The organism is Anaerobacillus alkalilacustris (assembly GCF_001866005.1).
Taxonomy (GTDB): Bacteria; Bacillota; Bacilli; order Bacillales; family Anaerobacillaceae; genus Anaerobacillus; species Anaerobacillus alkalilacustris.
On sequence record NZ_MLQR01000003.1, the window covers coordinates 1 to 25410 of the forward strand.

The 25410-nt window shown below is 34.9% G+C and carries 27 protein-coding genes; 20 read left to right on the plus strand and 7 right to left on the minus strand.

Annotated features, from left to right (window positions below; genetic code table 11):
* The first annotated feature begins 474 nt into the window (after positions 1-474).
* The 7 genes from BKP37_RS04445 (at position 475) to BKP37_RS04475 (ending at position 7347) form a co-directional block, all read left to right on the plus strand.
* Positions 475-1743 carry an ammonium transporter gene (locus tag BKP37_RS04445; RefSeq protein WP_071308483.1) on the plus strand — a complete coding sequence of 423 codons (1269 nt, stop codon included), beginning with the start codon at positions 475-477 and terminating at the stop codon, positions 1741-1743.
* Between the two features lie 62 nt (positions 1744-1805).
* Positions 1806-2774: a DUF294 nucleotidyltransferase-like domain-containing protein gene (locus tag BKP37_RS04450; protein WP_071308484.1), complete on the plus strand. Its 969-nt coding sequence runs from the start codon at positions 1806-1808 to the stop codon at positions 2772-2774.
* Entirely contained in the window at positions 2771-3505 is a 735-nt protein-coding gene (locus tag BKP37_RS04455; protein ID WP_071308485.1) for an exonuclease domain-containing protein, read from the plus strand. Before BKP37_RS04450 ends, BKP37_RS04455 begins: the two co-directional genes overlap by 4 nt.
* A 36-nt stretch (positions 3506-3541) precedes the next feature.
* A complete protein-coding gene (locus BKP37_RS04460; RefSeq protein ID WP_071308486.1) occupies positions 3542-3901 on the plus strand; it encodes a MerR family transcriptional regulator in 360 nt (119 codons plus the stop codon).
* A gap of 278 nt (positions 3902-4179) precedes the next feature.
* Positions 4180-4704: a type 1 glutamine amidotransferase domain-containing protein gene (locus BKP37_RS04465; RefSeq protein WP_071308487.1), complete on the plus strand. Its 525-nt coding sequence runs from the start codon at positions 4180-4182 to the stop codon at positions 4702-4704.
* Positions 4705-4941: 237 nt separating this feature from the next.
* Positions 4942-6099, plus strand: a complete 1158-nt coding sequence (locus tag BKP37_RS04470; protein ID WP_071308488.1) for an acyl-CoA dehydrogenase family protein — start codon at positions 4942-4944, stop codon at positions 6097-6099.
* Between the two features lie 39 nt (positions 6100-6138).
* Entirely contained in the window at positions 6139-7347 is a 1209-nt protein-coding gene (locus tag BKP37_RS04475) for a DEAD/DEAH box helicase (protein WP_071308489.1), read from the plus strand.
* A 197-nt stretch (positions 7348-7544) separates the two neighbouring features.
* Here BKP37_RS04475 and BKP37_RS04480 read toward each other — a convergent pair whose 3' ends face one another.
* Entirely contained in the window at positions 7545-7757 is a 213-nt protein-coding gene (locus BKP37_RS04480) for a hypothetical protein (protein WP_071308490.1), read from the minus strand.
* A gap of 59 nt (positions 7758-7816) precedes the next feature.
* On the minus strand, positions 7817-8041 hold the full coding sequence (locus BKP37_RS04485; RefSeq protein WP_071308491.1) for a hypothetical protein: 225 nt from the start codon (positions 8039-8041) through the stop codon (positions 7817-7819).
* A 520-nt stretch (positions 8042-8561) separates the two neighbouring features.
* Between BKP37_RS04485 and BKP37_RS04490 the strand changes: the two genes are divergently transcribed.
* From BKP37_RS04490 to BKP37_RS04505, 4 genes are all read left to right on the plus strand, one after another.
* Positions 8562-8861 (plus strand): hypothetical protein, encoded by a 300-nt coding sequence (locus BKP37_RS04490; RefSeq protein ID WP_071308492.1) that lies wholly within the window; start codon positions 8562-8564, stop codon positions 8859-8861.
* 26 nt (positions 8862-8887) lie between these two features.
* On the plus strand, positions 8888-9697 hold the full coding sequence (locus BKP37_RS04495) for a uroporphyrinogen-III synthase (RefSeq protein ID WP_071308493.1): 810 nt from the start codon (positions 8888-8890) through the stop codon (positions 9695-9697).
* Positions 9698-10097: 400 nt separating this feature from the next.
* Entirely contained in the window at positions 10098-10643 is a 546-nt protein-coding gene (locus BKP37_RS04500; RefSeq protein WP_071308494.1) for a CBO0543 family protein, read from the plus strand.
* Positions 10644-10688: 45 nt separating this feature from the next.
* Complete coding sequence (locus BKP37_RS04505; RefSeq protein ID WP_071308495.1) at positions 10689-12032, plus strand: flavin monoamine oxidase family protein; 1344 nt, start codon at positions 10689-10691, stop codon at positions 12030-12032.
* Positions 12033-12213: 181 nt separating this feature from the next.
* Here the strand turns inward: BKP37_RS04505 and BKP37_RS04510 are convergent, their stop codons facing one another.
* Complete coding sequence (locus BKP37_RS04510) at positions 12214-13377, minus strand: M20 family metallopeptidase (protein ID WP_071308496.1); 1164 nt, start codon at positions 13375-13377, stop codon at positions 12214-12216.
* A gap of 97 nt (positions 13378-13474) precedes the next feature.
* Here BKP37_RS04510 and BKP37_RS04515 point away from each other — a divergent pair, with 97 nt between their 5' ends.
* The 3 genes from BKP37_RS04515 to BKP37_RS04525 all read left to right on the plus strand — a co-directional run bounded on the left by BKP37_RS04515 (position 13475) and on the right by BKP37_RS04525 (position 16211).
* Positions 13475-14311, plus strand: coding sequence for an aldo/keto reductase (locus BKP37_RS04515; protein ID WP_071308497.1), 837 nt, complete (start codon positions 13475-13477; stop codon positions 14309-14311).
* 331 nt (positions 14312-14642) lie between these two features.
* Entirely contained in the window at positions 14643-14933 is a 291-nt protein-coding gene (locus tag BKP37_RS04520; protein ID WP_071308498.1) for a sensor histidine kinase, read from the plus strand.
* A gap of 312 nt (positions 14934-15245) precedes the next feature.
* The gene (locus BKP37_RS04525; protein WP_071308499.1) at positions 15246-16211 is read left to right on the plus strand and encodes an SDR family NAD(P)-dependent oxidoreductase; all 966 of its coding nucleotides are present in this window, start codon (positions 15246-15248) and stop codon (positions 16209-16211) included.
* Positions 16212-16363: 152 nt separating this feature from the next.
* On the opposite strand, the gene BKP37_RS19075 is transcribed toward BKP37_RS04525, so the two are convergent.
* The 3 genes from BKP37_RS19075 to BKP37_RS04535 form a co-directional block, all read right to left on the minus strand.
* Positions 16364-16489 (minus strand): YjcZ family sporulation protein, encoded by a 126-nt coding sequence (locus tag BKP37_RS19075; RefSeq protein WP_084034548.1) that lies wholly within the window; start codon positions 16487-16489, stop codon positions 16364-16366.
* Between the two features lie 100 nt (positions 16490-16589).
* Positions 16590-17645: an iron-containing alcohol dehydrogenase family protein gene (locus tag BKP37_RS04530; RefSeq protein ID WP_071308500.1), complete on the minus strand. Its 1056-nt coding sequence runs from the start codon at positions 17643-17645 to the stop codon at positions 16590-16592.
* Positions 17642-18295, minus strand: a complete 654-nt coding sequence (locus tag BKP37_RS04535) for an MtnX-like HAD-IB family phosphatase (protein ID WP_071308501.1) — start codon at positions 18293-18295, stop codon at positions 17642-17644. Before BKP37_RS04535 ends, BKP37_RS04530 begins: the two co-directional genes overlap by 4 nt.
* 231 nt (positions 18296-18526) lie before the next feature.
* On the opposite strand from BKP37_RS04535, the gene BKP37_RS04540 reads away from it, so the two are divergent.
* Positions 18527-18976, plus strand: coding sequence for a hypothetical protein (locus BKP37_RS04540; RefSeq protein ID WP_071308502.1), 450 nt, complete (start codon positions 18527-18529; stop codon positions 18974-18976).
* A gap of 102 nt (positions 18977-19078) precedes the next feature.
* The gene (locus BKP37_RS20645) at positions 19079-19204 is read left to right on the plus strand and encodes a hypothetical protein (protein WP_281242998.1); all 126 of its coding nucleotides are present in this window, start codon (positions 19079-19081) and stop codon (positions 19202-19204) included.
* A 127-nt stretch (positions 19205-19331) separates the two neighbouring features.
* Here BKP37_RS20645 and kapB read toward each other — a convergent pair whose 3' ends face one another.
* Entirely contained in the window at positions 19332-19715 is a 384-nt protein-coding gene (gene kapB, locus BKP37_RS04545) for a kinase-associated lipoprotein KapB (RefSeq protein WP_071308503.1), read from the minus strand.
* Positions 19716-20403: 688 nt separating this feature from the next.
* Here kapB and BKP37_RS04550 point away from each other — a divergent pair.
* From BKP37_RS04550 to BKP37_RS04565, 4 genes are all read left to right on the plus strand, one after another.
* On the plus strand, positions 20404-21159 hold the full coding sequence (locus tag BKP37_RS04550) for an exodeoxyribonuclease III (RefSeq protein ID WP_071308504.1): 756 nt from the start codon (positions 20404-20406) through the stop codon (positions 21157-21159).
* Positions 21160-21386: 227 nt separating this feature from the next.
* On the plus strand, positions 21387-22460 hold the full coding sequence (locus BKP37_RS04555) for a branched-chain amino acid aminotransferase (protein ID WP_071308505.1): 1074 nt from the start codon (positions 21387-21389) through the stop codon (positions 22458-22460).
* Between the two features lie 70 nt (positions 22461-22530).
* On the plus strand, positions 22531-24576 hold the full coding sequence (locus BKP37_RS04560) for a molybdopterin oxidoreductase family protein (protein WP_071308506.1): 2046 nt from the start codon (positions 22531-22533) through the stop codon (positions 24574-24576).
* A 241-nt stretch (positions 24577-24817) separates the two neighbouring features.
* Complete coding sequence (locus BKP37_RS04565) at positions 24818-25399, plus strand: hypothetical protein (RefSeq protein WP_071308507.1); 582 nt, start codon at positions 24818-24820, stop codon at positions 25397-25399.
* Positions 25400-25410: the final 11 nt, after the last annotated feature.

Consider the following 25410-nt stretch of genomic DNA (forward strand, 5'->3'; position numbering starts at 1 on the left):
TTCGTATAAAAATCTAATTTCAGTGTTTTCACCTGTTCTTCAAATAATTCAAGATTTATTGGTGAAAACCATTGTCCAAATGAAGTTTTTCGTGTAATCTTGTCCATGAGATGTGTCCTTTATTAGTGGATTTGGACGGGTTACCACCTGACTTATCCATTATAAAGGACTTTTTCTTTGCATAAAATAATTTATTGAAGATTTCGAATGTTTTTAATAGTAAAACAAAATTAGTGCAACACTAGTGAAGCAGCTTGAAAGAACTAAAATAAACATGGAAGTTCAAAAAAACAAATATGATTAAAACTCTTAGTATAGCAACTTATAGAGCGCTTTCGAGAATTTTCTGAAAAATCTAGTGTGTTAGAAAACTTATCAAATTTGTTGTTATGAATTTTCAGAAATATATAATCTAACTTAACAACAGATGTTAACGACAAGTTAACTAATACAAACAAAAGGGAGTGTTGGAAAATGGATCCTATCTTTTTAATGAATAATGTTTGGATCATCATTTGTTTTACGTTAGTACTATTAATGCAAGGTGGATTTATCTTACTTGAAGCAGGTTCTACAAGAATGAAAAATGCCGGTCACATTGCCGGAAAAACAATTTTCACAGTTGGTGTTGCTTCAATCATTTTCTGGGCAGTAGGTTATGGATTTATTTATGGTGAGAGTATTGGACTTATAGGTTTTTCAGATTTCTTCTATGGTGATTTTACAAGTGTAGTAGACGGCTTAGCTGGATCAGTTGACTTTATCTTCCAATTAGCATTTGCTGCAATTGCTTTAACAATAGCATTCGGGGGATTTGCAGAACGAGGAAAGTTATCAGCTTATGTATTATTTGCAATTCTTTTCTCAGCATTTATTTACCCGGTAGTTGCTCACTGGATCTGGGGAGATGGTTGGTTAGGAAGTTTAGGAAAACAAGACTTTGCTGGATCAACAGTAGTTCACTTAACTGGTGCAATGGCAGCACTAGCTGCTACAATAATCTTAAAACCTCGTATTGGGAAATATAACAAAGACGGTTCAGCTAATGATATTCAAGGGCATAACCAAGTGTATACAGCTTTAGGTGTACTTGTACTTTGGGTAGGTTGGTTTGGATTTAACGCTGGTAGTACGTTAGGTGTAGATGATGCATTCTTTGGGTATGTTGCATTAAATACAAATCTTGCAGCTGCAGCTGGTGCAATTGCCGCAATGTTTATCGTATGGGCTGTATCAGGTAAAGCAGACATTCCTACAACATTAAATGGAGCTTTAGCAGGTCTAGTTGCAATCACAGCATCGTGTGCGTTTGTAGCGCCTTGGGCTGCAGTATTAATTGGTACTATTGCTGGTTTAATCGTATTCTATAGTATGAAATTCTTTGATAAAGCACGTATTGATGACCCAATTTTCGCTCTTTCCGTTCACGGTGTAGCAGGTGTTTGGGGGACAATTTCTACAGGGTTTTTTGCAACACCTGAATTAGCAGAAATGAATGGTGGAGCAGCTGGTTTATTCTACGGTGGTGGATTCGGACAATTAGGAGTACAAACAATTGGTGTCGTTGCTTCTGGAATATTTGCTTTCGTAGTAGCATTCATTATCTTGAAAGTTATGGATAAAACAATGGGTGGTATCCGTGTAACTGAAGAAGAAGAGATCATTGGACTTGACCTAAGTGAACATGGTAGCTACGGATATCCAGAGAGCATGCCTAATTCTTCAGAAAAGACTGGAGCTTAATACCCTTTAAAACTTAAAAAGTTTCTTGATCACCATTCTAATATGGGGAGATTGATTTTAGATTGAAAAGTTATGAAGAATTAAAACAATGGCGCAAACAGTATATTCATTCAGTTTCCTGGGATCATCAGAAGTTGAACTCATTTCATGATGAATTAATGAAAAAAACTGTACAAATCGCCCTTGAGAAAGTAGAAGGTGAGTGGGGGCATCCCCCTACTCACTTTGCTTTCTTTGTAATGGGAAGTGCAGGAAGAGAGGAACAATCGGTCTGGAGTGATCAAGACCATGGAATTGTATATGATCACTCAACAAAAGAGTGTCAAGAATATTTTCTTAAACTCGGTGAAGAAATTACAGATGGGTTAGCACTTGTTGGCTACGAACGCTGTGAAGGGAATGTAATGGCGTCTAATCCTTTTTGGTGTAAATCATTATCAGAATGGAAAACTCAAATTAATATCTGGTTTGATAAAGCGGACTGGGAATCACTACGGTATTTTTCTACTTTTTTTGATTCGCGTGCATTGTACGGAGATGATAACTTAGTAGATAAAATAAAAGTCTATGCAATGAAAAAACTTGATGAACAACCATTCCTCTATAAAAGGATGTATGAGAATGTCGGTTTTATCAAGAAAGGAATCGGCATATTTGGGCAATTATTACCTGAACAAAAAGGTGAAGATGCTGGTTGTATTAACTTGAAGCAAACCATCTTCTTCCCATTTGTAAACTCATTACGGTTGTTAGCTCTAATGGAAAAAATTACTTCTTCTCCTACGCTTGAGCGCTTTCAGCAGTTACCGGAACACTTTCACTCATTAAAGACATATCAAGCAGATTTTATGAAACTTTTAAATTATCGCTTATACTTTCAAAAAGAAGCAACTAATTATAAAAAAGTTCATCTACTCAATATAAAAGCTTTATCAACAAATGAAAGAAAAGAATTAAAGAAAATGATGAAAAAAGGATACAAACTCTTTGCTATAACAAAGGATATTATAGAAAAAAGGTGTTCTCGATGAACATGAACCAGATGTTTCAATATTTAAAACAGTTATCTGGAAAAGTAAGTCCGAATATGTATGCTTCCGTCATGAATCAAAACACAGCAAGTAACATTGCATTTGTAAGGCAGCTTCAGAGGGATTTAAAGAAGCAGGATATTTTGGAGGTGCCGTTTTCTGAATTAAAGTTAGTTGTCTTTGATTTAGAAACAACTGGTTTTTTCCCCAATAAAGGAGATCAAATAGTATCGATTGGTGCTGTGAAAATGGAAGGTGAAAAAGTATTAGAGGATGAAACCTTTTATTCACTAATTCATAATACAGTAGGCTTAAGTAATGAAATTGAACAATTAACGGGAATTACAAAGGATGAATTATTAAAAGCACCGCCAGTCGAAACAGTCCTCAGCAATTTCTATCAATTTATTAAAAGCGCTCCTCTTGTAGCGCACCATGCTAGCCATGAAAAAAGCTTTATGCAACACGTTACATGGACAGTCTTGAAAACGCGCTTCGAACACCGGGTGATTGATACCTCATTTTTAACTAAAATAGTTGAACCAAAAACAAATTTAGTAAGCCTTGATGATTGTTGTAAACACTTTGGAATTAAGATTGAAAGAAGACATCATGCATTACATGATGCTGTTGGTACAGCAAAGTTGTGGTCTGAAACCGTACGCGAAATACAAGGACTTGGATTTCAGCATCTTAAAGATGTTTATTCTTATTTAGCAACATTAAAATAAAGAAACAACTTGACGGAAAAAAGGAGTGGAGGTGGCATGAAAAATAAAATTCCTCAACATTTAGCAATCTTCCCAATTAGTAATGTCGTGGAAATGACTAATTTAACTGCACGACAAATTCGTTATTATGAGGAACAAGGTTTAATTAATCCGTTGCGAAATAAAGGTAATCAACGAATTTTCTCACTTAATGACATTGAACGCTTACTTGAAATTAAATCTTATATTGATCAAAAAATTAATATTGCTGGTATTAAAGCTATTTTCTCCTCGAAAAAACAAGAGGACAATGTAATAGTGACTAACGATTTCACCTTTTCGGAGACAGAGTTAGAAGAAATTTTTTCGTTTGTTCAAATGAAAATGGCACTGTTAAAAGGAAATAAGGAAAAATAAAATGGTTTCCAGATGGGAACCATTTTTCGTTTGGGTAAAATTAACAATTTATATAAACATCACAAAAATATTTCATTTTTATATGGAAAGATATCGGGTTGCATATGTTTGTACCTCATAAAAATGTTGATTTTATTTTTTACAAATTTAGCATAAGTTATTAAAGCTTACATTATTTATTCACACTCATAATGGCTAGTTAAACTTTATTGGTTGAAGTGTGAAGTTATGCAAAAGAACGAAAAATGAATAAGATACTATAAAAAGAGGTGGATTAGTTGAAATTAAAAGGAAAGAAAGTAATCCAAATAGTTAGTGATGATTTTGAAGATTTAGAACTTTGGTATCCTGTACTCCGTTTACGGGAAGAAGGGGCTCAAGTTGATATCGTTGGTGAAGAAGCTAATGTGAAATACATTGGTAAATATGGTGTTCCTATTGAAAGTAACCTAGCTTTTAAAGAAGTCGATCCAAATGAGTATAATGCGTTATTGGTACCTGGTGGATGGTCCCCAGATAAATTACGTCGCTATGAAGAAGTACTTTCGATGACAAGAACGATGGATATACAAAAAAAACCAATCGGTCAAATCTGTCACGCTGGTTGGGTGTTAATTTCTGCGAATATCTTAAAAGGTAAGAAAGTAACAAGTACACCTGGCATTAAGGATGATATGATGAATGCTGGAGCAATCTGGGTAAATGAACCAGTAGTTGTTGATGGTCATATTGTGTCTAGTCGTCGTCCACCGGATCTTCCAGATTATATGAGAGAGTTTATTAAGGTCTTGGCTGATAAGTGAACTCGTTTCAGCAAGCTGATACATCGGAAAATCTGGTGGAGAGTCTACTCCACCAGATTGGAAAATCCCACCTACGCTACGCTTAGAGGTGTAGGTCTTTTACCCTAAAAAAATTCAGATAAATTTTTAAAAGTAAAGGGTGACTTTTTGTAAAGTCATCCTTCCAGAAATGTAACTATAAGAGCTATGGTTATACTATAATAAAGTTTAGAGCGATGGAGAGAAGGAGGAGAAATAATGATATTAACAGAAACGAAAAATAATCAAGACCGTTTAAAAATTTTAGAAGATATTGTCAAACCTTTTCATGGAAGAGCATGGGAGTATGATCAAAAAGCCTCTTTCCCAGTTGAGAATATTGAGGATTTAAAAAGAAACGGTTATCACACATTAACAGTACCTAAAAAGTATGGTGGGTCTGAAATTTCACTACTTGAGCTTGTTCAATTACAGGAAACAATTGCGAAAAGTGACGGTTCAACAGCATTGTCAATTGGTTGGCATATGGGTATTGTCAAACACTTAGGGGAAAAGCAAACATGGAAAGAGGAAATATACAAAAGGTTTTGTGAAGATGTACTTCATAACGGTGCGTTATTAAACAATGCAGCTTCTGAGAGAGCAACAGGTAGCCCAACAAGGGGTGGGAAGCCGGAAACGACAGCGGTTCGTAATCAAGATTGTTGGGTTATAACGGGAACAAAAATATTTACAACAATGGCTCCTTTTCTCGATTATTTTGTAGTTAGTGCTCAAATACATAATTCAGGTGAAATTGGTAATTTTTTAATTCATAAAAGTTGTAAGGGAATTAGAATAGAAGAAACGTGGGATTCTGTTGCGATGAGGGGGACAGGAAGTCATGATTTAGTACTTAGTGAAGTGGAAGTGCCTCTAGAAAATCTAGTAGAAAATATCACACCTGGGAAAAAACAAGCAGCAGGTTGGTTGTTGCATATTCCAGCTTGTTATTTAGGAATTGCAAGAGCTGCCCAAGAGTATGCAGTACGTTTTGCCAGTAGTTATACACCTAATAGCATTGAGGGATCGATCGCTGACTTACCGTTTGTGAAACAAAAAATAGGAGAGATGGAACTATACATAAAACAAAGTCAGCATTTCTTATATTCTGTTGCAAGATCCTGGGATGAAAAAGAAGATTTTGAGCGTCAGAAAATGCTAGGTGAATTAGGAGCAGTAAAACATTCTGTCGTGAACCATGCGATGCAGGTAGTTGATTTAGCAATGCGTGTGACAGGGGCTCGTAGTCTTTCTGAGAAAAATCCATTGCAACGTTACTATCGTGATGTTAGGGCTGGTCTACATAATCCACCGATGGATGATGCTACGATTATGCTTTTAGCCTCTGAAATAATAAATCAAGTTAGTGAATAAGTGTTTTGTACAACAAAGAGGGAAGAAGAGGTGAGGTACTTGGCAGACTTCCAAAAGCTAGGTATTAGCTCAACAATAGATAAAATTCTGAAAAAAAACGGAATAAGAGAAGCAACACCCATTCAAGAAAAAGCAATTCCTATTTTATTAAATGGGCAAGACATAATAGCCCAAGCACAAACCGGAACTGGAAAGACGCTAGCTTTTCTTTTACCGATTTTAGAAAAAATTAAAGTTGAAGACGTATCTATTCAAGCGTTAGTTGTGACTCCAACGAGAGAGTTAGCGATTCAAATTACCGCAGAAATAGAAAAATTAATTAGTAACGTCGAAGGTCTAAATGTACTTTCGGTTTATGGTGGACAAGATGTAGAGCGTCAAATTCGAAAATTAAATAAGGCGACGCAAATTGTCGTAGCGACTCCTGGACGCTTATTAGATCATTTGCGGAGAGAGACAATTGCCTTAACCAATGTATCTAAGTTTGTATTAGATGAAGCGGACCAAATGCTGCAAATGGGATTTTTAGAAGAAGTAAAACAAATAATTCAACAAGTAGGAGAATTTCGGCAAACAATGCTTTTTTCTGCTACTATGCCAAAAGAAATTCGTGAGTTAGCATTACAATATATGGAAAATCCAGCAGAAGTTCGTGTGAAAAGCGAACAAATTACAGTTGATAAAATAAACCAAGTTGTCATCGAAACGACAGATCGAGCCAAACAACAAACACTAAAAACGTTAATTAAACACTATCACCCGTTTTTAGCAATTATATTTTGTCGAACAAAACGTAGAGCTAAAACATTAAATGAAGCGTTAAAAGAAAGTGGCTTTCTTTCTGATGAACTACACGGTGACTTATCACAAGCAAAACGTGAAGATGTTATGAAGAGGTTTCGTGAAGCAAAGCTTCACTTGTTAGTGGCTACTGATGTTGCAGCACGGGGCTTAGACGTCGAGGGAGTTACGCACGTTTTTAACTATGACATCCCTCATGATGTAGAAAGTTACATTCATCGCATTGGCCGAACAGGAAGAGCTGGAGATGAAGGTGTAGCGGTGACCTTAATAGCACCAAAGGATCGAATGTTTTTGGAAATGATCGAAAAAGGGCTTCGAATGACTCTTGATAGGAAAGTGTTTGAGCTGCCTAGTGCTCAAAAAGAATTCCGAAAGAATGTAGGGAAGTTTACTAAAAAACAGGAAAGACAAAAACGTCGAAATTATATTAAGCGGACAAGATAAATACCATCACAATCGGGAATGCTTATCTTTCTTAAACTAAATAATATACCGACTGATTGTCACACACCAGCTACCGTAAGAGGAAGCAAGTGAAGGTTATGAAAAGTTTAACTAACGAATTGACGATTGTTTAAAAGGTTGTCTTGAGACCTTAAACAAAAAAGGTTCACTCTGTATAGAGTGAACCTTGACTTATGTTAGCACTTGTAATAGCCAGTTTTTGTTTTAGTAATTTTTCCAATTTCCACAAAACGTTCTAAAATATTTTTAATACCCATAGTATTTTTCTGAGTATCTTGTAACTGTGGATTTGCTGCTTTTAAGCATTTCGCTGCGTCCTCGTAGGAAATAGCCTTTTTTGAGTCTTTTACAATTTTCAGTAACTGGGTTGCATAATTCTTTTTACTCATTATTTCATCACCCTTCCGTTAATCTCTTTATTATAACACAATAAGTTTTTAAAAGATACTTAGGTTGGGGAATGAGTTTGATTTTCCCAGTCATTAAAAGATCCTGTCCCATTACAACTATAACACCGATAATCAAATGAAGGCATATAAACGTAAGCATTACCTATCGGGGCATGATAGCCCTTACCGCGACATTCAGGACAAATCCCTTGATCTCTCATTTTTTCTAATTTCTTCTCACGGTTGGCTGCAATCATATCAAAAAAGTGGTTGAAAATTCCCATTTGTAACACTCCATTTTATTATATTTTCTAATAGCTTGTGGGAAAATATGGTTTTTATTCGTTTTTTAAAAAATTAAGTCTTTACATATACAAAAATAGGAAAGCTAGACACCGGTAATGTCTTTAAAATATCTTTAGTTAGTGGTAATCTTACTGCAAATTAAGAGTGAGATAAAAAATGTGAAGATAGTAAGAAGTGTTGTTGCTAGTACTATACATTATACGAACGTTTTTCGTTAAATGTGCTTAGCTTTTTTGTGTATAAGTAATTTATTGTAATCTTGGAAGGAAAGTCGTATATATTACAAATTTTCATTAATTTCAAGCAAGTATAATCAAGTTATGGACAGTAAAATGATGTCATGTGCTAGTAAAATACAAATTTTCTCAATATAACGAAAATACGTACAATCTTCTGGATTAAATTATTGATTTAGCTTTAGCTTTTCAAGCCTGATGAGCACATCAATAAATGATTAAAGAAAATTGTGATACGATACTTAAAAAGAGGTGAGAAATAGTGGCTTTTGGAATTAAAAGGGAAGAATTAATAGCTTGGAAAGAAAAAGTGCAGCGTGGAGAAATCGCCTATCTTACGCATTACTGGTATGACCCGCGTTTTCCGGATTGTAAAACTGTCACTAAAGTTGGGTGTGCAGATCTTGAGCGCTTATCTAACTGGGGAAAACAATATAACATACCAACAAAATATATAGATAACCGATCTAAATATCCTCATTTTGACTTATTGGGTATTCGTCAAATAGAAATATTAACGAAAGAAAATATGTTAGATCAACTATCTAGATTTAATAGGTAAATAAAAGATGAAAGAAGTGAAAAATCATGAGTTTAACAGGAAAAAAAGTTGTTATTGCTGGTTCTAGAAAGTTAGAGGAAATGAGTTTATTAGTAGAGAAGCAAGGTGGGGTGCCTTTAATTCGGTCTTTACAAGGTACTGTATTTTTAGCGGAAAAGCAGGTTGAGCCAACACTTCAAAAACTGGTTCAAGAAGGATGTGACGTAATCATTTTTACGACTGGAATAGGTATTGAAACATTGATTGATATTTCTGATAAAATAGGAATTAAAGAACAATTTCTTAACCTTGTAAAAACTGTAGATGTTGCTTCAAGAGGCTATAAGTCGTTTGCTGCTTTAAAAAAACTTGGTGTTCATCTAGTAGCAGTAGATGAAGACGGAACAACTGATGGACTAATTCGTGCATTACAAAACTATAACTTTTCTGGAAAAAAAGTTGCCGTACAGCTTCATGGTGATTTAGCACCTCGTTTAATTCAGTTTCTTGAAGATCATGGTGCTACTGTGCAGCAAATCCTACCGTATCAACATACACTACCTAAACAAGAGACTGTTGAACTTCTTTGTAAGGAATTACAAGACCAAGAGGTGGATGCTGTTTGCTTTACAACAGCTATTCAAGTTCGTTCCCTCTTTCAATATGCAAGAGAATATAATCTTAATGACTTGGTCGTCCATGCTTTTCAAAATCATGTCCTAGCTGTAGCAGTAGGGAAGATTACAGCTGAAGCGTTACGTGAGGAAGGCATAAATAATTATTTGTCGCCTGATAGAGAACGTATGGGTGCTATGATTATGGAGTTAGCTCAATTTTATAAAAATAAATTAATATAAAATGAGAAAAGCACACTAAATAGCAACATTATTAGTGTGCTTTCTGTATTCCATAGTAATTGAAACGTAAAAGTTTAGGTGGGTAATTATTTATGTTTCTAGAAGGAATGGCAAAATTTTTTGATAAATGAGTGAAAATGACACCTCATTTTAAAAAATAAGATTAGTGTTTCTTTAAATTGTTATTCCCATCATAGAATTGAATTATTTGGCAATAATAATGACAAATAAAATTCTCTTTACTAGTTTTCGTGTTTTAATGAATATCATACTTCAATAATTTCATCACAGATATATATATAGTTCCCGTGGACCGTTTGAAACTGAATATATATTTACCGGCTCGTTTTTAGTAATAATGAAAATCAATTAATTAAATAACTTTTGGTGAGGTATTAAAATGCATGATCCAAGTAAAATAAAGGAACTATATGAACACATAAGTATTAGTACATATGATAAATTTTCAATATGGTTAAATAGTGTAGTATTTACATGGCAATGGTGGGTAGGAGTAGGACTAAGTATTATTCCTTGGATATTATGGATTTTCTTCAGAAAAAAAGAGAGTACGCTAAGGTTATTGTCGGTAGGGTTCTTTGTTATGTTTTTATCAACCTTTTTAGACTCTATCGGAGCTCAACTGGGTCTTTGGTACTACAAGTATGCTCCTCTTCCTTTTATTCCAGCTTTTTTTCCTTGGGATACAACATTGATGCCTGTTGTCATCATGTTTTTACTTCAAATTAAACCAAAAACGAGTCCTTATTTTAAAGGATTGATTTTTGCAGTTGGTACATCATATGTGGGTGAACCTTTTTTTATTTGGATCGAACTTTACCAACCGGTTGCTTGGAAGCATATACACTCCTTGCCCATTTATTTTCTGATCTATTTAATCTCTAACAAAATTTATCAAGGAAATTCTTATTATAAAATTACTTGACCTCGTTTCGGTAAGTTAAACAAACAAGAGAAAGGGGATTAAATCATGTCAAATACTCATGAGGTTGATGTGATTATCATCGGAGCGGGACTTTCTGGATTATCAGCAGCATTAAAATTAGCAAAGCAAAAGCTTTCATTTGTTGTTTTAGAAGCAAGAGACCGACCTGGTGGAAGAATTGAGAGCTTAAGGGCAGAGGCGAATATCCCAATTGATATAGGTGCTCAGTGGATAAGTGGAAAACATCTTCGTTTAAAAAAATTAGTTTCTCAATTTGGCTTACATACGGTATCTACATTTAAAAAAGGGAAAAACATTTATGACTTAAATGGGAAATTAGTAAAAAGCAAGCAACCGCCAATACCATTTATATCACTTATGGATACCCTTCAATTTACAAGACAATTAAATAAAATTAGTAAACAGATAAATAATAATGCACCATGGGAATTTGGTGAGGCATTACACTATGATAAGGTTTCTATTGAGCACTTGTTACAAACAAAAATGTATACACGTGATGGAAGGAAATACTTTTCATTATTACTTGAAGAAAATCTATGCTCTCATTTGTATGAAGTTTCAGCACTTGATGTTTTATGGTGTATAGCAACGGCAGGTTCAATTCAAGCTATTCAATCTTCTGAGTCTTACCATATAAAAGAAGGTGTTGGAACGTTAATACAACGTATAGCTGAAGATTTAAAAGATAATATTTATTATGATTGTCCGGTTTACTCAATTTCAGATCATGAAAATTTTGCAAATGTACATGTGAAAAATTTTTGTTGGAAAGCAAATAAAGTAATTGTTGCACTACCGCCTAACTTACAAGCAAAGATTGATTTTAATCCACCACTTCCTGCTTCTCGTGCGCAGTTATTAGAACGTGCTGGATTACCATCTGTAACAAAGATTATGATTGTCTATCAAAGGCCATTTTGGAGAAAACAAGGACTTAGCGGTATATCCTATTCCGATATAGGGCCTATAAAGTTGACGATGGATACTTCCCCTCAAGATGAAAAAAGAGGGGTATTATCAGTAATTGTTAGTGGTCAATCAGCAAGAAGGCTTGAAAATCTTCCTTATGATAGGAGGAGGAATGAGGTCATTAAATGTTTAATACGATTTTATGGTGAGGAAGCAGCATATCCTTTGGAATATTTTGAGAAGAATTGGTCTGAAGAACAATGGACTAGAGGCGGTTATGGTTTTCATTTCCCCCCTGGTATCATAACGAATTACAATTCTACGTTACTAAAATCGGTAGGTTCACTACATTGGGCTGGATCAGAAACAGCTACAGAATGGAGATTGTATATGGAAGGGGCCGTGCAATCAGGGGAAAGAGCAGCAAAAGAAGTGATAAAAAGGTTAGAAAGGTAGTGTGCTGCTAACTTTAAACAATATTTGGAAAGCTGACTAGCTCCAATTTCTACGAGCTCAGTTTATCTGAATTTTTTTTTGGGGTATAAGACCCCCCACCTCTAAGCGTAGGTGGGATATTCCAATCAGGTGGAGTAGACTCTCCACCTGATTTTCGATGTTTCAGCTTGCTGAAACGAGTTCACTTTGAAGCTATAAATTCTTCCTTAATTGTTGCTAATAAATCAGGATTTGTTATTACATCAAAGGCGGTATTAGCCATTGATTTTGCACCTAACATTAAACCTTCAAATCCTTGATCACTCAAGGCAGCTTCCCGAAATTCATTCGTATGGCATGCATGTGGCTGATCACAAATTTTGACATATGGATGAATCGATGGGACAACATGACTGACGTTGCCCATATCTAATGAGCCTCCACTTTCTTTACTGTGAATTTCTTCTTCTTTTATTCCTAGTTGAATTAAATTATCTGTAAAAGCTTGTGATAATGCTTCATTTGTATTCAAGTCATCATAGGAAAGCTCATAAAAAGAGGTTTCTAATCTAGTACCTGTAGCAAGGGCAGCCCCTTCTGCACACCTTTTTACTTTTTCTAGTAGCTCGTTTAAATAGCTACGGTGTTGGGCACGAACATAAAATTGGGCAACAGCGTAATCAGGAACAATATTCGCAGCTTTTCCACCTTCAGGGATAATTCCGTGAATCCGAACATCGGGTGTGACGTGCTGTCTTAATGCATTAATTGAATTAAAGGTTTGAATAATAGCGTCCAGTGCATTAATACCTTCGTGTGGGGCGGCAGCTGCATGAGCAGGCTTACCAAAAAATTCAAACTGAATTGCATCCATTGCAAGGGAAGAACCACTTTTTTCATGACGGTATAATGGATGAACCATCATGGCAACATCTAGATGATCAAAAATTCTAGCTTCAGCCATTGTCACCTTCCCACCATGAGTTTCTTCTGCAGGAGTACCATAAACGTATATCTTTCCACCGACTTCTTTCAATGCTTTACTTAATCCAATTGCTGCGGCAATGGCCATTGTCCCGATTAAATTGTGGCCACAAGCATGTCCAATTTCAGGTAGGGCATCGTATTCTGCCATAAAACCAATAGATGGACCAGGTGACCCACTATCAAAAACTGCTTCAAAAGCAGTAGCAAGTCCTACTGTCCCTAGTTCAACTTGAAAATTATGTTTTTTTAGTTCATCTGAAAGGATCTTTGAAGCTTTAAATTCCTCATGACCCAACTCAGGGTTTTGACCAATATATTGACTAATTTTATAAAATTCTTTACGTAATTGTTCAATTTCTTCGATAATTTTGTGTTTCATCTTCCTACCTCCGTTATTAATCATTTGTTTATTTTACCATTAATGAGATATAATTTTGTAGTAAAGCGAAATAAATTTTTGAGGAGTGTGAGGAGAAATGAAAAATTTGCAAAGCACAGCTACATTACATAACGGTGTAGAAATGCCCTGGTTTGGTTTAGGGGTCTTCAAAATGCAAGATGGCCAGGAAGCTGTAAGCGCTGTTAAATCGGCCCTAGAATTAGGCTACAGAAGTATTGATACAGCATCTGTTTATCGAAATGAAGAAGGAGTAGGTCAAGCAATTGCTGAATTTAGTATACCTCGCGAAGAGCTTTTCATTACAACGAAGGTTTGGAACTCCGAACAAGGCTATGAAACGACACTTGCAGCTTTTGATGAAAGTATGAAAAAATTAGGGTTAGACTACTTAGATCTTTACTTGGTGCATTGGCCAATGCCTGAAAAGGGTAAATATAAAGAAACTTGGAAAGCGTTAGAAAAGCTCTATAAAGACGGCCGTATTCGAGCAATTGGAGTTAGTAATTTCCAAGTTCACCACCTAGAAGATTTAATGTCAGATTGTGAAATCGTACCAATGGTTAACCAAGTAGAGTATCATCCACGTTTAACACAAAAAGAACTTCATGATTTCTGTAAGAAAAACAAAATTCAGCTAGAAGCATGGTCACCACTTATGCAAGGCCAGCTTCTTGATGATCCAACATTAATGGAAATCGCGAACAAATATAATAAGTCTGTAGCTCAAGTCATTTTACGTTGGGATTTACAAAACGAAGTTGTAACTATTCCTAAGTCCGTAAAGCCTGAGCGAATGAAGGAAAATGCTGATATTTTTGATTTTGAGTTATGTACTGAAGATATGAAGAAAATTAATAGTTTAAACGAAGATCGTCGTGTTGGTCCTAATCCAGACGAATTTAATCGAGAATAATTCATAGAAAAAGTGTTTCCTAATATGGAAGCACTTTTTTCTATGAATTCTAAGAAGAATTCTAATAAACAATAAAGGAAAATACGTGGCGTTGTAGAAATTTATTTTAATACAAAGTTTTGGTAAGGGAGAAAACCTAATTTGTTCCAATCTAACGAAATACCTAAGCACCATAAGGAGCAAATAAATATTATGATGACTGAACTTAACCTGCTCAGATCATTATTAATGATTATTTGACATTAGCAAAACCCCAAGCAGGAAATAATGGTACTATCGTTTAAAAGAACAAGCAGAATTAATCGTTCAGACGATGAATTCTTATGCCTAAATGAAATGCGTAAAAATAACTATAGACAAAAGAGGTAACGAACCTTTCCTAGTTTTTGGCAATAAAGAGAAAATTCAACAGGTTTTCGTAAATATTATTAAAAATGCCATCGAAGCTAGTTGTGAATCTGGAGAAATACAAATTACATTATTCCAGGAAATTGATTATCATGTTATTACTATTTGTGATCAGGGGAAGGGATTAACAGAAACGGAAATTGAACGATTAGGAACACCCTTTTATTCTACAAAAGAAATAGGAACCGGGGTTGGTTCTTTCAATTACATATAGCATTGTAAAATCAATGCACGGTCGTATCGATGTTACTAGTAAACAAGAGGTGGGGAACTTTTTTTTACTATTAAGTTCCCAGTTTCTAGAGAAAAGGTTTTGTGAATGGTAATAATTGTAATGATCAAGAATAGTTATTATTTCAAATGGATTAATATATGAAAGTGAGAATTTAGTCATCTAAATAATAGTTATTAATCTTGCCATCATTGTTTATTAGTTTTGCAATGATGGTTTTTCGGGGTACTCTTCAGAAGGATGGAGCGCTTTTGTATTGTTTGTATAACATTGAAAGTTAAGGAGTGTTTAGAGATGAGTGAGAGAATTGTCATAATAACAGGAGCTAATTCAGGAATAGGGAAAGCAGCAACCGAAAAGTTTGCGAGGGCTGGCTATCATGTTGTCATGGCATGTAGGAATCTCGAAATTAGTAAGCAAGTTCAAGAAGAAATAAAGGAGGTTACAGGTTCTAGCCGCGTAGACTTAATGCAAATAGATGTATCTTCATTTAACTCTATTCGTACTTTTTGTTCCGAATTTAAAAACAAATACCAAAAGTTAGATGTTCTAGTGAATAATGCAGCATATTTTAATCATGGTGAGAAAAAATTTCAGCTGTCTAACGATAATCTTGAATTAACATTTGCTACAAATTTATTTGGACCATTCTTATTAACACAACTGCTAGTTGATGAGCTTGCAAAATCAGAAGATCCTAGAATTCTAAATGCCTGCACGACAAATATCCGTCACTTCTTTGATCCAAAACGGGAAATTGAGCTTGATAACTTATATGGAGAGAAAGATGAGCCTTACAACGTTTATAAACGTTATGGCGATTCAAAGATGGCATTATTAATGACGACAATTAAAATGGCAGACGAATACAAGAATAAAAATATAAAAGTTAATGCGATACAAATTCCTGCCATTAAGATATCTAAAAGGACAATTCAAAAAATAGATTCTGTTTGGTGGAGAACAGCCGCGAGAATTCAAAATTTGTTTACTCCAAATCCTTCAACAATGGCTGAAACGTACTTTTCCATTTGTACTTCAAAACAATGGAGCGATGTAACAGGTAAATTAATTAATGATAAGGTTGAAGTCGTTCAACCATCTCAATATGGTGCCAATGGGCGTGATAGTATAAAACAATTTTTTGATAAAGGAGTTTATCCTAAATATGCAGATAACAAAGAAATGATCGAATATATATGGGAATTATGTACTGAACTGACGAAATGTTCAAAGGAAGAAGAAATCGTTTTTTGTTGAAGGGAGTATCCAAACCTATCTTGAAGATATTAAAAAATGTAGTGGTAGTATCCTTGTTGTAAAAAAAAGGATCATTTATAACTTTTCATGGCAAAATAAACTAATGCCCATGTGAAAAAGGCAAGGGAGCAATCCCTTGCCTAGTTAGTCTGTTATTTTATATAAGCTGAACCTACAATAACCAGTAGGATAAACAGAACAACGATTAGTGTGAACCCACTACCTGTGCCGTGAGCACTAGGATATGCGTGAAATTGTTGTGGTGCGCCATACATCATGGAAAACCCTCCTTTTTGTTTGGCTACACTATATAGCTATGTAGAAACGATAAAAACGGATGGGTATTAGACTTAAATACGTAAAAAATTAAGTATTTGCCTAAGTATTAAAAATCTCCTGTAAGATAGGATCTTCGTCAAGTAATTGTATTGCTTTGTTTCTATTTATTTCATCGTGAATAAAAGTATAGCGGTTTGGTTTGATGCTAGGTGCTAGTTTTATTGCGTTTATATACTCTTCTTTTACTAGCTGTAAACCTTTCACGTAATCAAAAAATCCTGTACGTTGTAAAACTTTATTCACTCTTTCTGCTCGGTGCTCTTGAACATGAGCCATGATGTATGTTGCGATCCCTACTTGAATTCCGTGCATTTCGGGTTTTATTGAGATTTTATCAAGAGCATGAGAAATAAGATGTTCCGAACCACTTATTGGTGAACTATTTCCACTAATAGCAGTAGCAATTCCTCCCATAGTTGCTGAACTTATTAGCTCTTTTAGAAATATCGTGCTATTAATATCATTCATGGGTGTGCGAACAAAACTGTTAACAGCTTTTTTACTTAGCATAGACGCAAAGGCGTTAACAAGACAGACACCTTGACGTTCTTCAAACTCCCAATCATAAAGTGCTGTAATATTACTCATTAAGTCACCGACTCCAGCTAGTAGAAAATGTTTTGGTGCGTGTTGAATCATATTTAAGTCAGCAATAATTCCATATGGAACTTTCGCTGGAACAGTCGTTTTCTTACCGTTCACGTGAATGGAACAATTACTACTAGCAAACCCATCATTTGAAGCAGAGGTAGGGATGCTTATGAATGGACTTCTTCTAGAATAAGCAATATATTTACCATAATCTATAATTGATCCGCCACCGATGGAGATAACGACGTCATAACGCGGCATAGCAAATGCTTTCTTTATTAGATCTTGGATGTCCAAATTGGAATGGAGAATAACTGTTTCAACCTCTATCCCTTTTGTAGAGTTCTCAATATCATCTTTGAAAGCTTCAAATGTAAAATCGTCATATAATATTACAACATTAAAAAAATGATGTTTCTGTAAAATATTCCCCAACTTATGTATGGCCCCATTATTTATTTCCAAAATAGCTGGTATGGGTACACTAGTCACAGGATTGTTCATACAGTCATAACTCCTTTTTCTTGTAAATATATCTCCACCTCATTAAACGTTTCCACAGGAACAAAGCTCACACCTTTCTCCTCTAGGATCTCTTGAAGTGCATCTTTAGCAAATGTGATGTCTGCATAAACGGCAGGGTGGCTATCTGGTTCACTATCACCGATAAAGTAAACATTTTCATACTCTTTTTTTAAGTCTTGGATGACTTTAGACTTATCAATCCCATATCGACTAGAAAAGTGGTGATGGTTTTCATCGATGTTTAAATGTACATTTTTTTCATGGAAAAACCCAGGGTTAGAAAGTACTTTTACGTTTTTTATATTATAGTCTTTCAAAAGGTGATGTATATAATAATCTGTTCCTGCGCTTAAGATGTATACATCACCGTTATTATTTTGAACATTTTTGAAAAAGGTAGGTACATATTCGTCAATCGCTATTGAGACAATGTCGTTGATTATTTTTTCTTCGTCCTGGTGAATGGATAAAAAGACTTCTTTAAGAAAATCAATGTCTAATAGTTCCCCAGCTTTCCATTTTTTATATAGTTCTTGTCCTTCAGGGAAATATTTTTCAATAACTAGCCAATAAAAATCCTGTTTTGAAATTGTTCCATCAAAATCTGATACAAACGCCCATTTTTTCAATTTCTTCAACTCCTACATAATTTAGTTTGTTTTTATCCCACTCTTATGCCTGTGGTATAAGTTAAACTAACAATCTAGTGGGGATGGAATAAAACCCTCACTGATTGAAGTTCAGCTTTATTATTATGTAATCAATAGTGTTCCACAGTCGGCAGCGTAATACAAGGTTTTTGTAATAATAATCACTAATTTTGTGAAAGATGCCCATATTAATAAGAAAGGAGGGGTTAGGTGATAACATTTAGAGGAGATGCATGGAAGTTTTATTGTAAATTAAGAAGAACTAAGAAAAAAGGTAGAAATTTAAATGAATTAAAAGAACTAAATGAGCTAGATGAAATTCAAACTTTTTATGAAACAATAGAAGATAGAGCATTAATAAACATTCGTTATCGAATGTTAAAAGAAAAAAAGGGTTCTGGGATGATACCGGTTTTTGTAAGTGCAATTCCTTGGCTATTATTTATTTTTTCAAAGCAATTACAACAGTGGTTGTTCCAAGAGGGTGCTTACTTATGGGTTGTATTTATTATTCTTTATGTATTCATTTTACTTACAAGTGTCATTGTTCATTTTCGTGAAAATGCATGGGCGCATGTACATACAGAGATGATCGAAGATATATTATCGAAACGTAATGGTGGTGAAAATCACAAGAAAAAAAGTCATTCATATTATTAAGAGAAGAGCGGATGTAGTTGACGGTTTCAGGCTTTGGAGAAAAAAGCTGATTTAGCACCTAGTTTCACTCTGGAAAAACCTGATATAAAGGAGTACTGAAAAATGAGTCGTGAAAAAGAACAAACTCAGAAAAAAGAGTGCAAATTAGAGGATCTATTAAGCAAAATCAAAGATGAAAATAAACATGAAGAACACATAAGAGATACACAAGGAAAAGTAAAGTTATAATAAATTATTTTGCAGTTAACAAAAGAAAAATTAATATAACACACCAATAAGCTAATTGGTGTGTTATTTTGTGCTGTTTTCTCTTCCGAAGCTAAATGGTATACTAAATAATTTCGGAAGTTTAATACTACTTGAAATAATCAGTTTTAAGTGAGTCTAATATGTCTAAAGACTTTTTCGCAAAAGGAGTACGATCTTCGGCTAGTTCTTTCACTAATTCATTCAATGCGGTTTTTAATGATTCTTCATAAGTTGGTACTTCGCTTTCATACGGTTTTACGTATACTTTTGGAATATTTACTTGTTCACAAAAAGCTAAGGCTCGTCGTTCATGAAAAAATCCTACATCTATCTTTTTAGGATTATGGAGATCACCTTGTGTAGGGTGTTTGAGAACGGCTAAGACACGTATGACAAAATTTAATTCTTTTATTACTGTGATTTCCCCTATGTATTTCCCTGTTTTATAAATCCCTGTAACAATTTGGCCAACTTCAAATTGTTGAGTCATGCAATCACCCTTTCATTCGTTTTTAATTATTTTATCACGTTTTGTCTCGTTTCCACTATGTTAACGTTTAAAATATACATTAGTTTTTTTTCATAGTAATCAGAATTTATAAATTTCTAACTTGGAAACTGTCTAGCGCAAAGCAGCCTACGAGCTCGGTCACTTCAGTCAAGCTACTAACTTCAATAACTACATGAATAACGTCTCTGAATAGCTTCATGCAGCTTTGCTCCTGCGGTTACTCGTCGCACAAAACACTGCTTCGAGGAAGCTTACTACGAAGCAATAATAGAAGACGCAGAAGCACGTAGAAAGCCAAAGAGCGGCTTCTGTCAAAGGCCTTCCAGTGCCTTTCGCTCGTGACCAAGGCGCCTTGCGCTTTTCTTACAAGGTAAGAAAGTATAAAATTTCTAACTTGGAAGCTGTCTAGCTCCAGCGCCTACGAGCTCGGTCACTTCAGACCTTTTCGGAAGCCAAAGAGCGGCTTCTGTCAAAGGCCTTCCAGTGCCTATCGCTCGTGACCAAGGCGCTTGCGCTTTTCTTGTAGTAGAGGTTTTATTCCAGTGTTCCAGATTTTTGAAAAAGCTGAACATAAAGTTAAAGCTTTTTTCGTTGTGCCTTTTGTAAAAATGAGAGTATAATCTAACATGTTGTTATATTATTAAAGCAAGGAGATCAAAATAACGGTATGAAATTAATATCTTGGAATGTGAATGGACTAAGGGCTTGTGTTAAAAAAGGATTTTTAGCCTTTTTTGATGAAATAGATGCAGACATATTTTGCGTTCAGGAAACTAAGTTGCAAGAAGGTCAAATTGATTTACAGCTAGAAGGATATAATCAATATTGGAACTATGCTGTAAAGAAAGGTTATTCAGGAACTGCAGTTTTTACAAAAAAGGAGCCTCTATCCGTTCAATATGGTCTTGGTATCGAGGAACACGACCAAGAAGGTAGAGTAATCACTTTGCAGTATGATGATTTCCACTTGGTTAACGTGTATACACCAAATGCAAAACGTGACTTGTCTAGACTTGAATACCGACTTTGTTGGGAAGAGGATTTCAGGTCCTATTTACTTGAATTAGAAAAGGTAAAGCCTGTGATCATTTGTGGAGATTTAAATGTTGCTCATGAGGAAAAAGATTTAAGAAATCCAATATCAAACCATGGTAATTCTGGCTTTACAATTCAAGAGCGCGGAAAGATGACAGAGCTACTTAAGAGCGGCTTTGTTGATTCTTATAGACACCTTTACCCGGATAAAGAGGGAGTATACACGTGGTGGTCCTATATGAATAAAGTCAGGGAACGTAACATTGGCTGGAGAATTGATTATTTTGTTGTTTCCGATAATATAAAAGAAAAGATCGTCGATGCGAAAATTCATGCAGATATCATTGGTAGTGACCACTGTCCTGTACAATTACTTATAGATTTGTAAAAAATTAAAATTATTGGATAAAATCGAAATTTGTACAATGAAAAATGGTTATTTCTAGGAGGGGGAGATTTTTATTTCTGAAAAATTTGTCAAAAAAATAATGGTTTCGAAAAATAATGTTGAATTTTCTTGAAATTTCCCTTGTACATATCGATCAATAAAACTTAAAATGAAATTAACAGAAAAATTTAAATTGAACAAGAATTTTTGAAAAAGGGGATCAGTTTATGAGTGCCACAGTAGTTGAAATTGTTAAATCAAAAAATTTAAAGCAAAAGCCTAATGATGATAAATTAGGTTTTGGAAAATATTTTACTGATCACATGTTTGTGATGGATTATACGTCTGAGAAAGGTTGGATTCAACCGAAAATTACACCCTATGAGCCAATTTCATTAGATCCAGCAGCGGTTATCTTCCATTATGGACAAACAGTTTTTGAAGGAATGAAGGCATACCGTACGAGCGATAATAAAATTCTATTATTTAGACCTGATGAAAATTTCAAAAGATTAAACATGTCTAGCGAACGTTTAGCTATGCCGCCTGTAAATGAAGAAGAAGTACTAGAGTACTTAAAGCAATTAATCAATGTAGAAAAAGATTGGGTTCCAACTGCAGAAGGAACATCGCTTTATATTCGACCGTTTATTATTGCAACAGAGGCATTTTTAGGGTTAGCTGCATCAAAACAATATAAATTAGTCATGATTCTTTCACCTGTAGGTTCATATTATACAGGTGGGATAAAACCGGTTAGTATTAAAGTTGAAGAACACTATACAAGAGCTGTCCGTGGTGGAACAGGAATGGCCAAAACAGCAGGGAATTATTGTGCAACGTTTAACGCACAAACAAAAGCAACTAGTGAAGGGTTCACTCAAGTATTATGGCTAGATGCGATTGAGAAGAAATATGTTGAAGAAGTTGGTACAAGTAATGCATTCTTTAAAGTAAATGGTGAAGTTATAACTCCAGAATTAAGTGGGAGTATCTTACCTGGAATTACGAGAAAGTCCGTTATTGAAATGTTAAAAGATTGGGGAGTTCCTGTCACCGAAAGAAAAGTTTCCATTGAAGAAATTTTCCAATATCATAAAGAAGGAACTTTAGAAGAAGTGTTTAGTACAGGAACAGCGGCAGTTATTTCTTCAATTGGCGAGTTAGAATGGAATGGGCAAAAGATCACAGTTAATAACAATAAAATTGGAGATTTGTCTCAAAAATTGTATGACACATTAACTGGCATTCAAACAGGTAAAATCGCAGATCCATATAACTGGACAACGGAAGTAAAATAAGTTTAGACTGAAGTGCAAAGTGCATCGTGCTTTGCACTTCAATTATTTTGGATATTAAAGGTGATATAGTATGAACGAATATGTAAGTGAGAAAAATGGAGTATTTCCATCTGTTTGCTCCCTTGACTGTCCAGATCAATGTGGATTACTTATTACTAAGGAAGATGGTAAAATTGTAAAAGTTCAAGGTGACCCGGATCATCCAGTAACAAAGGGAAATATTTGTAATAAGGTACGCCATATGACAGAGCGTATTTATGATCCAAAGAGACTTTCATTCCCTTTAAAGCGAGTTGGTGCTAAAGGAGAAGGGAATTTCGAGAGAATTTCATGGGATGAGGCAATTGAAACGATCCGTATGCGTTGGTCAAAATTAATCGATGAATCAGGTCCAGAAAGTATTCTACCTTATAGTTTTTATGGAAATATGGGTAAGTTAAATTCTGAAGGGATGGATCGACGTTTTTTTCATCGATTAGGAGCGAGTCTATTAGATCGAACGATTTGTTCAGATGCGGGTTCTACAGGATATAAATATACAATGGGTGGAGGGTTTGGAACAGACCCAGAAGAAACGATCAACACAAAACTTTTTATTTTTTGGGGCGTTAACGCGGTAAGTACAAATATGCATCAAGTTGCCATTGCCGAAAAAGCGAGGAAAAATGGAGCAAAAATAGTCGTAATTGATGTTCATAAAAACCAGACAGGACGTTGGGCGGACTGGTTTATTTCAATATTACCTGGAACTGATGCAGCCCTTGCTTTAGGTCTTATGCATATATTGTTTGCGGAAGAACTGACAGATAATGATTTTCTAGAGCGTTATACAGTAGGGCATAAACAGTTAAAGGAGCATGTGAAACAATATGATCCCAAAACAGTTTCCGCACTGACTGGAGTTCCAATTGAAAACATTTACAAACTAGCTCGAATGTACGGTGAAACTTCTCCATCGTTTATACGTATAGGAAATGGAATGCAACATCATGATAATGGTGGAATGTGTGTTCGAACAGTTGCTTGCCTTCCTGCTTTAGTTGGTCAATGGCGTATCAAAGGCGGCGGTGCGATAAAAAGTAATAGTAGTATTTTAAATCATAATAGTGAAGCTCTCGAGCGTCTTGATTTATTAGAAAAAAAGGATACACGTATCATAAATATGAACGTGATTGGACAGGCACTTTTGGATAAGGATCAGCCAATTCGTTCATTATTTATTTATAACTGCAACCCGGCGATAGTAGCACCGGAAGGAAATAAAGTTCGCGTGGGGCTAGCTAGAGAAGATTTGTTTACTGTTGTTCACGATTTATTTTTAACAGAAACAGCAATGTATGCAGATCTTGTTCTTCCAGCAACCTCATCCTATGAAAATACAGATTTCTATACGTCATATTGGCATCACTTTGTTCAAATTCAACAACCTGTTATTGAGGCTTACGGGGAAAGTAAATCTAATACGGATGTGTTTCGTTTGCTTGCACAAAGTTTTGGATTTGAAGAAGAATGCTTTAAAGATAGCGACGTGGAGATGATTCATCAAGGGTTGAATTGTAACAATCCTCATTTACTAGGAATAGATTACAAATCTCTTAGTGAGAAACAATATATAAAAGCAAAGAGGAAATCGATATTAGAGGAAAGGCTTCCGACACCTAGTGGAAAAATTGAGCTTTATTCTGAAGCTCTGACAATACAAGGATTTCCAGCATTGCCTTCATATATGCCTCTTGTAAAAGAGAGCGAGCATCCGTTTTTATTTATTCCTGCACCTAATCATAATTTTTTAAACTCTACGTTTTCTAACAATGAAAAGCATGTTCGTTTAGAGAAGGTGGCTAGAGTGCATTTAAATGAAACGGATGCTTTCAAACTGGGAATTGAAAATGGTGACAAAGTAAGAATCTGGAATGAACGTGGTGAATGTGAACTTCTTGCAGCAGTAGGACAAAATGTACTTCCGGGTGTTGTCGTTACGCAAGGTTTATGGGCTGATGCACTAGGGACAAAATATTTTGTCAACGCACTTACGCCTGATCGAATTGCAGATATGGGTGGAGGAGCAACATTTTTCTCTGGAAGGGTAAGTGTAGAAAAGTTATCACAGAATTGAAGGTTTTAGAAGAAAGTTATGATTAATAAATGATCATAACTTTTTTTCATAATCAGAATTTATAAATTTCTAACTGACCATAGTAGCAGAAGCCAGGAGGAATGGTGCATAAATTGGAAAGAGCGTGCACAAATGGGAGGATCGCAAAAAATTATTGCAGAGATGTAACGAGTAATGCCACTGTATAATCTCAATTGTTTGGTAGATAATAACAAAAAAATAATTTGAGGTGAAAAGAGAGTTGAAGTATCTTTTTGTCGCTTTCTCGATGTTTGTTATGAGCATTTCTCTAAATACACTACTCGTAAGAAGTGATGATACATCTGAGTCACTTTCTCCTGAGTGTGTGGAAGAAGGAAAATTGAGAGATGAACTATTCAACAAAAAAGTAATGGAAGATATTATTAATAGCTTTCAACTTGATATCGACGACACTTATGAAAAATTTACAATAAGAGATATTGAGGCCGCACATTTGGCTTATGGAGGTAAAGAAAACGATCAATACTATCATACGTTGTCAGGTCTTTTTAAAAATATAAAAGCAAGTACAAGGGGTACACCAAGACTCTTTGTTAGACCTTATCATGCCTATTTCCTATACAAAGAAACGTCAAATACAAATGTGATGGTATATTTGACTTTAAAAAATGATCACTGGGTTGTAGTTGAAGAAAAGAAGGTAGCAGGTAACATGATTGAATACGAACAATTAAAATGTGAAAAAAAGTATTTCCAAAAAAGAAAAAACACTAGTAATTCTAACTGGATACGGTCGAAACTATTTTCGGTCATTGTAAAACAGAATTTTTATGATATGTAGCGCATGTGAAT